The organism is Galbibacter sp., assembly GCF_035306585.1.
Lineage (GTDB): Bacteria > Bacteroidota > Bacteroidia > Flavobacteriales > Flavobacteriaceae > Galbibacter.
This window is the reverse complement of record NZ_DATGNU010000079.1, coordinates 1-8,956: the sequence shown is the minus strand read 5'-3', so window position 1 is coordinate 8,956 and position 8,956 is coordinate 1. Positions and strand designations below refer to the sequence as shown.

At 41.5% G+C, this 8,956-nt stretch carries 5 protein-coding genes; all 5 read right to left on the bottom strand.

The genetic code is table 11. The annotated features are described in order from the left end of the window. Window positions 1–1,007, bottom strand: a 1,007-nt coding sequence (locus VKY50_RS08160; protein WP_324300715.1) for an NADH:flavin oxidoreductase/NADH oxidase, incomplete at its 3' end; no start/stop codon positions are given. A 213-nt stretch (window positions 1,008–1,220) separates the two neighbouring features. Then, window positions 1,221–2,618: a Gfo/Idh/MocA family protein gene (locus VKY50_RS08155; RefSeq protein ID WP_324300713.1), complete on the bottom strand. Its 1,398-nt coding sequence runs from the start codon at window positions 2,616–2,618 to the stop codon at window positions 1,221–1,223. 16 nt (window positions 2,619–2,634) lie between these two features. Further along, complete coding sequence (locus tag VKY50_RS08150; protein ID WP_324300711.1) at window positions 2,635–3,552, bottom strand: TolB family protein; 918 nt, start codon at window positions 3,550–3,552, stop codon at window positions 2,635–2,637. A 794-nt stretch (window positions 3,553–4,346) separates the two neighbouring features. Continuing rightward, entirely contained in the window at window positions 4,347–5,855 is a 1,509-nt protein-coding gene (locus VKY50_RS08145) for a SusD/RagB family nutrient-binding outer membrane lipoprotein (RefSeq protein ID WP_324300709.1), read from the bottom strand. A gap of 12 nt (window positions 5,856–5,867) precedes the next feature. After that, a complete protein-coding gene (locus VKY50_RS08140) occupies window positions 5,868–8,891 on the bottom strand; it encodes a SusC/RagA family TonB-linked outer membrane protein (protein WP_324300707.1) in 3,024 nt (1,007 codons plus the stop codon). Window positions 8,892–8,956 lie beyond the last annotated feature (65 nt).

Below are 8,956 nucleotides of genomic sequence, written 5' to 3'. Positions count from 1 at the left end.
AGTGGAAAATACGGACTGCGAAGACTCTCTCTTGCGATAAAAATAAGATCTGCTTGTTCTTTTTGTAAAATTTCTTCTGCTTGCACTGGGGTGTTAATAAGACCGACTGCTCCAGTTGGGATGTCCACTTGTTTTCTAATTTGAGCCGCAAATGGAACTTGGTAGTTCGGTCTTGCGGGAATCTCCGCTATGACATTTCCTCCAGAAGAGGTATCGATTAAATGGACTCCCATAGATTTAAGTATCAAAGCGAGCTTTACCGAATCTTCTATACTCCAACCGCCCTTGGTCCAATCCGTTGCAGAGAGACGAACAAGTAAGGGCCGTTGTTTTCCCCAGACCTCTTGTATGGCATCCACCGCCTCCAAAGTCAGGCGAATTCGGTTTTCAAAGCTACCGCCGTAATGATCTTCCCGTTTATTACTTAAAGGCGAGTAAAACTGATGCAATAGATAACCATGAGCCGCATGTAGTTCAATCACATCATAACCGGCCTCTAAGGCCCGTTGTGCGGCGTTTTTAAAGTTTTTTCGGATCAATTGTATATCCGCTAAGCTCATTGCTTTAGGCACATGCTTTCCATTATTAAATGCAATGGCCGATGGGGCAATAGATTCCCATCCATTTTTATGATCTGGGGCAATTTGTCCGCCCCCATTCCACGGCTTTTCGCAACTAGCTTTTCTACCAGCATGCGCCAATTGAATCCCAATTTTGCCGCCTTGATCATGGATAAAATCCACTATTCTTTTCAGTGGTTCCACTTGCTGATCTTCCCAAATTCCTAGATCACCATAACTAATCCTTCCTTCGGGGCTTATGGCAGTAGCCTCTTGCATAATAAGCCCTGCCCCACCAACCGCTCTTGCGCCTAAGTGAACAAGATGCCAGTCATTTGCCCTGCCATCTGTGGCACAATACTGACACATGGGTGAAATTACAATACGGTTATTTAAGGTAATATTTCCTAACTGAAAGGAACTAAGAAGTAATGATTTTTGAGCCATCAGAATTACAAGCTAAAATTTTAATCAAAATTAGTAAAACTAAAGCGCATTTACACGCTGTGAAATCCTAATAAAAGCTTAAAGAGATCGTTGCTTATTAGGCCTTTATCGCCTGCCACTTGCAAACGCTATTACAGATTAAAAAGCCAATAGATCGGCCTTTTAAAAAATGGCTAACCTATTGACCCTTTATAATAATCTGATCTTAAATGATTAGACCAATTTCATATTTACGGGATCCCATTTAATGATCTCCTTACTGAAATAACTATCGTTACAAGCCAGCGATGGTGCCGCTGTTCTAAAGCCAAATTCAGCATCCTCTACAACAGGTGAGCCTGTACGTATGGCATCAAAGAAGTTGGCTAGGTGATCCACATGGGAGTTGTATCCATCAGGGGCTTTAAATACCACATCTGGGATTTGTTTTCTTTTGGTTTGCTCCTGGCTCCATTTGGCTTTATACTCACGGGTGAGCTCCTGCTGCATATCCTTTGAGAAGGTAAATAGGGAATCATATCCACCAAATCCTGGTGCCTCTGGCATAATGTTATGCTTTACCGTAACATTATCACCATCGATTCGCATGACCCCTTCCGATCCGATAAGCTCAATTACTTCTTTACCACCACCTCCGCTAATGAAGTTCACTCTTAAATTAAGCTGGAAGGCAGGGTGCTGCTGGCTATCGGGATACTGCATAACCCCTGACATCACATCAGGCATATTACGACCATCTTTCCAATAACTCAATTGACCAGTACTGTAAATGGACTCTGGTCCGAGGGAATTGGTTATTAAATGCGTCCCGCTAAGTAGATGTACATACAGATCTCCCGCTACGCCAGTTCCTAATTCTTTATAGGCTCTCCACCAGAAGAATTTCTTAGCATCAAATTCCATTTTTTCGGTTATTTCCACAAAGGACTCCCAGTCGGTGGTTTCTGCACTGGCATCATTTGGAATGGTGTACTCCCATGCACCGATGGAACTTTGTCTATCATAGACCGCACTTACCATATTTAAGGCTCCGATTTCTCCAGAGGCTAATAATTCTTTGGCTTTTAAATAGCCAATACTACTGACTCGTTGGCTCCCTACTTGGAAAACCTTTCCAGAGGCTTTTGCGGCTTTAATTAGTGGAAGCCCTTGCTCTATTTTGTAGACCATTGGTTTTTCAAGGTATACGTGTTTTCCTTTCGCTAAGGCATCATGAGCAATCTGCGCATGCCAAATATCCGTGGTACAGATCAAAACCGCATCCACATCACGCCGATCTAAAATGTCTTTATAATTTCTGGTGGTAAAGATCTTTTTACCGAATTTCTCTTTTGCATTTTGTATTCTTCCCGTGTAGAGATCACAAATAGCGACCACCTCTACCCCTGGAACTTCTAAAGCAGCATTTAAATCAAAATGACCTTGTACCCCAAAACCGATGACGCCAATACGGATTTTATCATTGGCTGAAAATGTACGATCATAACGCATCATGCGCTGTTCTGCTTTCTCCTGGGCTGCTGAAGAAGTGAAAGGAATGGCTGCGGAGACCAAGGCAGTCGCCCCAATTTGACCTAAAAATTTCCTTCGCGTGTTTTTATTGTCTTTCATGAGTAGTAATTGAATTTTAATTTATTACGTAGCGGACATAAGCAATTTTCTTACTATCTGGACTCCAAGAGGGAACGTTGATGGTTCCTTGTCCTCCGAAGAATTCTGGTGTTAAGTCCTTAATTTCTTTAGTGGCTATATTTAACAGGCGTAATTTCACCTGTTTCCCAAAAGGATGGTTTTGTTTCTCATCGGTGGTATAGGCGATGTAAGCGATCCACTTTCCATCGGGCGAAGGATGTGGAAACCAGTTGGAGTATGTATCAAAGGTGAGCTGCTCGGGCTCTTCTCCATTGGGTAGCATGCGCCAAATTTGCATATGACCAGAGCGATAAGAATTATAGTAAATGTATTTCCCATCTGGAGAATATTCTGGCCCATCATCTAATGCCTTATCGGTGGTGAGTCTTGTTTCCTCGCCTCCTTCCAGGGCGATGGTATACACATCATAATTTCCGTTGCGTTCTGCGCAATAGGTCAGTGTTTTTCCATCTGGAGACCACCCATGCCAATAGGATGGCACCTTGGAGGTTATCTTTCTCGGTTCTCCTCCTTCTATAGGCATTACATAAATCGCAGATTTATAAGGCTTAGCAGAAGGATCTGATGTATCGTTGTGACTAAGGGCTAGCCATTTTCCATCAAATGAAATACCGTGATCGTTATTACACTTATCGGCAAAGCCCGTATCTAGTAGCGCTAATTCTTTGGTTTCTAACTCCAGGGTATAGAGTTTACCGTAACTATTTAGTATAAGGTAATTATCCGGATGCCAATTAGGGGCTTCAAAGTGCTTGTATAAGGTAAGCAGGGTATCGATGCTACCATTGGTAATATCCACTGTTTGAATATAGCTTATGGTATCCCTTTTGCTGGTACTTGTCTTATTTTGTGCATAAAAATCGGTGCAGCACCACAAACATATAAGCGCCAAAAACCTATGTTTCCATAAGCATGGATAGTAACCAAATAAGCACTCCAGATTATAAAAAGGGTTTCTCATGTTTTATGCATTGGCGCTTGCAGGTTTTAAATATACATGGAATTTCTATAAAATGGTAATTGCCTTCACATTAACAGTGTTAAAAGTGACTATTCTTAGAAAATTCGCACCGATCCCACTGCTTTCTTGCCAAGAAAAAAAAGCTTTCTACTTTATCAAGGCTTATATGGGGAGTTTATACGCCTTAAGCGCTTATTAGCAAGTACCATCCGAGAAGCATAATTCGTTACTTATCAAAGATTTTCCCTGCAGCATCTGGCCCCATGATATTTATGTCGTAGGTCTTTTTAAGCAAACATAGTCGCAACACTTCAAATCTTACTGTTTGTTATTGAAGCAATGGGAAAGATCATTAATTAGAAGCTAAGGCACACGTCCATCAAATCAACATAGACGGAGTTGATGGCTATGGTAGTGGGGCGATACCCGGTAGCTACCTGTGATGCTATGATAAAAAACGGCGTTAAGGTAAAAGAGCACTTGTAATTCGCTTACTTTTTTTACTTTTCACAACAGTACCACGGGAGAGTTCCGTTAAAGCAGGCTTTCGAAGAATCCCTTTGCGGGGAGTTATTCTGATATGATATTTATATAACGTAGAAGGCCTACATGAAATATTTTTCAAACATCAAAGGCATAAAAGCACAAAATCCCAACGTTTATCAAACCCTGAGATTTTGCACTAATATTGCTGGTTATAGCAAAAATCGTATGTCAAAATACATTTATTCTGGAGTATTCCACCAAAGCGGTGTTGTCAATCGTATATTGGGACTATTATCAGGCATATTCACATAATTCCTATCCTCCTCATTATATTCATACATCATCGCTTGGATCCAATCATCAGCCCCTGGAAAAAGATCCAGGTTTACATTTTCAGGTCGTTGCAGTCCTGGATAAATCGCACTACTGTAATCCATTCTTCGCATGTCCACCCAAGTCTCTGGATTTAACATATTGGCAATATATTTTTGAACCATGATAGCAGACATCGTAATATTTGCACCTCCAAAGGCAGTATCCAATTGATTCAAATAAGCATTGATTTGATCGGAAGTGACCTCCAGCTTTTCTAGGTCAGCCTCAACACCCGCCCGCAGCGCGGCGTAAGCTCCTGGCAAATCGCCCTTTCTATATCTGGCCTCTGCTTCTATGAATTTAACCTCGCTATAGGTCATCATATAGGTTGGTGAAGTCGCACTGGTATAAAACCCTCCATTTCCAAGCGAGAAATCTTCCGAGGGTAATCCATCCAGCCCTCTTCCTGTCACCACGCCATGATACCCTCCATTAACGGCCTCTGGAACAATAATAGGCAATCTGGGATCTTCAAAAGGAGTATCTAAATTTAAAGGGTTCTTAAGCAACTCAACAAAGAAATGAGAAAAGTAGTCCATACGTGAGGAACCATACCCATTGGCACTAAAGGGTTGATTCGCATTTTCTGCCTCCCCTCCAGGGAATTGTACCATGGCATTGTCCTGATTGGAGGTAAAGGATTCTTGACACAATGCAATGATCTCATCTGCATTATAGGCCATCTCCCCAGAACTTTTCTTACTCAGGTGATTTAAATACCGCGCTTTGATGGCCTTGGCAAATTTTATCCATTGCTCTTTATTCCCTTGATAAAGCACATCCCCACCTTCTTGGTTCAGCGCTATGTCACTAGGTTGTCCCAATTCCTCAATCCCCTGATCAAGCAATTGAAAAATGGTCTTGTACACCTCTTTTTGAGTGACAAATTCCGGGGTAAGGTTCATAGAAGACTCCCCATCGTAGGTCTGTTCGGTAACAATGTCTCCGTACTGATCCGTGGTCATTCCAAAAATATATGCTCTTAATATTTTACCAACACCTTTGTAATTGGGTGCATTGTGTTTGTCACCCAAAACAATTAGATCTGCCGTATTAGGTAAGGCATATACGTAGGCGTTTTGCCAAAGGAAGTAACTTCCAGTGGTCAACTCCTTGCTCCAGGTTTCCGAGTAGTAATCTGCTACATTTTGGGATCCATACTGGGTGATCCCCAGTACTTCTCTTGCTCCTCGGTACTGCGCGGTACCTGTGGTATTTTCAATGGCACCTTTAATTCTGTATTGCGGTGCTAGCGAGGTGGTCGTAGGTGCGGTCTGGGAGCTATTGACATCAAAGTAATCGTCGGAACATGACACTAGGCTCACTAGCGACAGTGCGATAAGTGTTTTATAGGTACTGTTAAATATTTTCATGGTCTCTTTCTTTTAAAAAGTAAATCTTAATCCTAAATCAAATCCTTTGGTATTGGCCGTTCCTAAATTATCGATATACATCGATCCCGCTCCAGAAATTCCAGCTCCAAAGGTGTTAACATCCGGATCCACCCCACTATAATCAGAAATGGTGAATAAGTTTCTTCCCGTAGCATAAATCTCCATGGCCGAGAGGGATAACTTATCTAAAATAGTAGTGGGCAATTTATAGGATAAGGTCACATAACGCAGTCTAGCAAAGGAACCATCTTCCACAAAATTTTCTGAATTCAAGGCGTAATAGTTTTGGTAATAGGCCTGATTCATTATCACAGGCGTCTGGTTGGGATTCCCATTGGTATCCACCCCTTCAATGACGATAGTTTGGCCTCTATCAAGGGTGTTTTGGCTTTGTCCGTAATAAACAAGGGCGGATTCGGTAGCATTATAAATATCCTGTCCTTGTGCGATGTCAAACAAAAATGAAAGGCTTAAATTTTTATATCCAAAGGTATTGGTGATCCCCAGACTCCAGTCTGGAAGCCTATTGATATTGTGATAGGTTGCATCTTCTAAATTGGGTAAACCGTTGGATTGCACGATGACTTGCCCATTTTCATTTTTCTCAGGTCGTTTCCCTCTAAGTCCAAACAAGGAACCATTTAAAATCGCTGCACCCGCTGCGGAATTTCGAAAGGTCCATGAATCGGAAAGATAAACTTCACTTAAAAACCCTGGAAGTGCTACCACTTCACTTTGATTGGTTCCAAAATTAAAAACAGTTTCCCATGTAAAACGATCGGGGTTTGTGAGTATACGAGCAGAAAGCAGCGCTTCTACCCCACTATTTTCAATAGAACCACCATTGAGCGTCGCATAGAAGGTTCCAGTGGTTGGTGGAACTCGAATTTCTGTCAATATTTGATTGTCGGATTTACTATTATAATAGGTGAGCTCTAAAGCGATTCGATTTTTTAAAAACCGCATATCGGCACCAAACTCATAACTGTTGGTAAATTCAGGTTCTAAATTAGGATTTCCTACATTCACCCCATTCCAAGCATACCCGGAACTTGCCGCCCCATTGAGGTTTTTACCCAAAGAACTCTCCAGCCACCCTATTGGAGCATCCTTTCCTACCCGCGCCCAGGTAGCTCTTAATTTTAAGAAATTTAATTCATCTGAGGAAAAATCAAATAAATCGGTCAGCACCGCTGACATCCCTACAGAGGGATAAAAGAATGAACGCTTGTCCGCAGGCAAGGTGGAGGACCAGTCATTTCTACCAGTTGCAGTTAGAAAAAGTGCATTTTTCCAACCTAATTTCAGATCACCAAAAACCCCCACAATCCTTTTCCTGTTGATTACTTCGGTGATTTGCTGGTTTTCAATTGACACGTTGGAAATACTATAAATACCAGGTGCCTGAAATCCATCACCTGTGGTATAGGTCGTGCGTACATCTAACTCTTCTACCGAATGACCTATCATGGCATCGAGGGTAAAATCTTCGGCTATGGTCTTGTTGTATCGCAAAAATAAATTCGAGGTAAGTCTCGAATGATCTTTCTCGAATTGGCTTATATACCCATCTTCACGGTTCTCTATTAAAGATCCCGTTCCAATAATTCGTTTGTTAAACTCATGGTAATCGTCTGTACCTACCTTATAGGTCAGATTAAAATCATTTAAGAAATTATAATTTAAGGTAAGCACTCCGATAAGCCTTTTTACATCATCCGTGTTGGGACTATTATCAATACTCCAATAGGCGTTATCAAATTGCTGATCTAAGAAAAATGGTTTTTGAGAGCCATCATCATTTAAATAATCTCTTGCATTGACATTCACTGGATAGGCCAAAAGACTATTGAGACTTCCTCCCGAGGAATTGCCCTGTCTAGTACTGGATGTTTTGGTATTAATATAATTTCCAGAAATACCAACAGTGAAGTTGTTTCCAAGTTTAGAATTCGCATTGATCTTAAAGGAAGTCTTATCATAGCTTGTGCTTGGGACAATACCATCTTGAGAAAGATCGCCTATTGAAAAATAGATATTACTCTTTTCATTTCCACTCGAATAACTTACGTTGTGATTCTGCGTAATGGCTGTTTTATAGAACTCTTCCATATTAAAATACAAGGGTGTTCCAGCGCTTATAGGAGCTCCCCATGAAAAGGAGGACTCAGGATCATACTCCATATCAGCCCCAGAGCCGACCTGCATTCCTTGTCCATATTGGCTCTGAACATCGGGTGTTCCCAAGATCTTATCCACAGACAAGGATCCGGAATAGCTAACTTGGCTTACACCAGCTTGTCCTTTTTTGGTGGTAATGATCACAGCTCCACTGGCGGCTTGAATTCCATATAGTGCGGCAGCAGCAGGACCTTTTAACACGGAAATACTAGCGATGTCATTCGGATTAATATCCGAAGCCCTATTTGTGCTGGCGACATCAAGGCTAGAGTTGGTGGAATTATCGATAGGAATTCCGTCTACTACAAACAAAGGTTGGTTGTTACCAGTAATAGATGACCCACCTCTGATAAGAATAATGGAAGAAGTACCGGGGGCACCTCCGGAGGAGACAATGTTAACACCCGAGACTTTTCCTTGTAATCCATTGACCATATTTGTTTGGTTTCCTTCAATGAGCTCCTCAGCCTTAATATTTTGAATAGAATTGGCCAGCGATACTTTTTTAGATTCAACCCCTAGAGCCGTCACTATCACTTCATCGAGACTTTCAGCGTCTTGGGTCATGGTAACATTGATCACCCGATTACTACCTACTGTTTTTCGCTGGGGTTTCATCCCCAGATAAGTAAAAATCAATACCGAACCAGGGTCGGCTATAATACTGTATTTTCCATCGAAATCAGTAGTGGTTCCGCTTTGGGTACCATCGATCACAATAGATACTCCAGGCAAGGGGGTTTTTTGTTCATCTGTGACTGTACCTTGAATACTTTGGGAAAAAGAAAAGCTACAGGTCAACAGCAAAAGCATTGCTAGTAAAAGTTTCTTCATAATGAGTTGATTGTACTGTTAATTTCTAAAATTAAAATACAAAATCCCCCCACTTTTTTGAGCAA